Genomic DNA, 1,697 nt, shown 5'->3' on the forward strand with positions numbered 1-1,697 from the left:
TCAATTGTTGGCTGTGAACCCGGTTGCCCAGCATCAATCGTTGTTTCAACACCATTACCATCCGGTAAAGTCACATTCGAATCGCCAGGTTCAATCGTCGTTTCACTGACGGTCTTACCATCCTTTTGTTCCGTGACCTTCCCTTCACTTGTTGCCGGATCATAGGTGTACGTGGTTGTACTCCCGTCATGCCAGCCTTTAGTAACCTTGGTAACATTACCAACAGAATCCTTGGTCGTGGTTGTCACATTATTCGACGCATCGGTATCTTGTTGGGTCGTGTAGTGCTCAAACGTTGGCTGATTAGTTTCAGGGTCAAGTGTGACAACACTAGCCGTATTTTCATCATCAGGTAACGTTACTGCAGCATGGGGCGTAATAGTCTGCTGACCGACATCTTCACCATTCTTCTGCTCATATACAGTTCGTTCACCCGTTGCTGGATTATAAATGTAAGTTGTTTGACTGCCATCTGGCCACTGCTTATTAATCTGGACGACGTTACCGTCCGGGTCTTTCTCAGTGATGGTCACATTACCAGCTGAATCAACATCATGTCCTAAGACCTTCAGTTGACCAGCGTTAACCGTCACGTCATAATTTGGATTTTGAGCCGCTGCATTAATCGCATAAGTTCCAACTTCTTTACCATCCGGTTCCGAGTAACGCAAATCCAGTCCTGCAAGTGAGTCACCCTTTACCAATGCATCATCAGGCACCGTAACATTATTCACTGGTTCCTGTTCGCCCGCATTTATCGTCTGGTCAACAACCGTAACCGTAATTTTCTTCGGAACAATAGTTAATTTTCCTGAAGTAACGGTGACCTGATAATTCTGGCTCGTTGATGATCCAGTGATGTCATAAGTTTTAGCACTTTTACCAGCTTGACGTGTCAGGGTAACACCTAAATCCGTTTCAGAGTCACCATTGACGACAACTGACGACCCATCTTTCAATGTAAGCGGCTGATCAGCGTCTCCATATGTCTGGGTTAGGCTGTTGGCAGTAACAGTGACTGGTCGTTTAGTCACCTCTAAAATGCCATTTGTAATGGTAACTGCATAATTGGCATTCATTGCTGCTCCAGAAATCACGTAAGTTCCGACGTTTCTAGCAGTTCCACAACTTAGATACAACTGCAAATCAGCCGGTTGTTGCGTCTTTGCTAAAGGCGTTTGCGCACTTACCTGCCACGTTAACTCAGGATTAGCATCACCATAAACTTTCTCTTGATTATCAATAGTAACGGTGACTGGCCGCGGATCAATCAAAAGTGTACCATCATCAATTTTAATATCATAGTTCTTGGCCGTTGCAGTCCCACTGATCGTGTAACGACCAATGCTTTCGCCGGACTGTCTTTGTAAGGTAACTTGTAAGTCCGTTCGTGAATCCTCAGGAAGTAATGGCGCCGATTCTGAAACCTGCCAAGTCAGTTGAGGATTATCTTCACCATAGACTTTACGTTGATTATCCACCTGAACAGTAATCGCCCGTTTGTTAATTGTTAGTTCACTTGGTGTTATTTCAAACGTATAATCATTACTCTTTGAACTGCCATTAATCGTGTAAGTCCCAACATCTTCACCAGGTTTACGTGTCAACGTGACCAAGTCTGACAATTTTTGCCCAGGTGCAAGCGTTGAATCACCAGATAACTGACTGGTCAAGGTTGGGTCTGCTTCACCATACGT

1 protein-coding gene is annotated in these 1,697 nt (G+C 44.7%); it reads right to left on the minus strand.

The genetic code is table 11. From position 1 onward, the window contains the following. Positions 1-1,697, minus strand: a 1,697-nt coding sequence (locus HEQ50_RS12495) for an MBG domain-containing protein (protein ID WP_211089337.1), incomplete at both ends; no start/stop codon positions are given.

This window comes from Lactobacillus sp. HBUAS51381, assembly GCF_012641095.1.
Taxonomy (GTDB): Bacteria; Bacillota; Bacilli; order Lactobacillales; family Lactobacillaceae; genus Levilactobacillus.